Source organism: Psychrobacter sp. 1Y4 (genome assembly GCF_051847555.1).
The window spans coordinates 1-569 of the sequence record NZ_JBPYDE010000930.1 but is presented as its reverse complement, the minus strand read 5'-3'; the positions used below and the strand labels follow the sequence as shown (position 1 = coordinate 569).

The 569-nt window shown below is 42.0% G+C and carries 1 pseudogene; it reads left to right on the top strand.

The features are described 5' to 3' along the window. A pseudogene (locus ACS8FC_RS19675) lies at positions 1–569 on the top strand (UvrD-helicase domain-containing protein); the annotation flags it as partial.

Below are 569 nucleotides of genomic sequence, written 5' to 3'. Positions count from 1 at the left end.
AAACATGCACGCTTAAACGCTATTATGGACGATCCCATTAACCTACATTTAGTCGGTTATCTATTAGATCATGTGTATAGCTATCCTATGGCAGAGGCGATCCGGCGTACTGCATTAGTATTAACCACGTTGGATAAACTGTTTGTGGGTACGCTCGATAGCTTGGCGCAAAAGTGGCTGAAGGAATACAGTAGTGAAACCGGTCATCAGCAAGGCATGGCGATTATCGAAGACAGCAGTATCGAGCAGGTTACGGACAGTATTATTCATGATGAGCTGCGTCAGTTTCAAAGTCGCTTACATCACGAGCAGCCCAAACTGTATGCGCTTATGGATCAGCAAGGTAAGCTGACAGCAGTAGGTGATCATAAAAAATTCGTTTCTCGTTCGCTCAATTTTATTTCTGCACCGATTGATGAGATAAAACTAGATCAAGGGTTTGACTTTGATGCGTATGAAAAGCTGATTCATGAGTTTGCCCAGTTAGATTTGGCAGACATTCAGCCCTATCTAAATCCTGATTATAGGAAATCTCAAGGATTTAATGGGCGTTCCAATCTATTTAAACA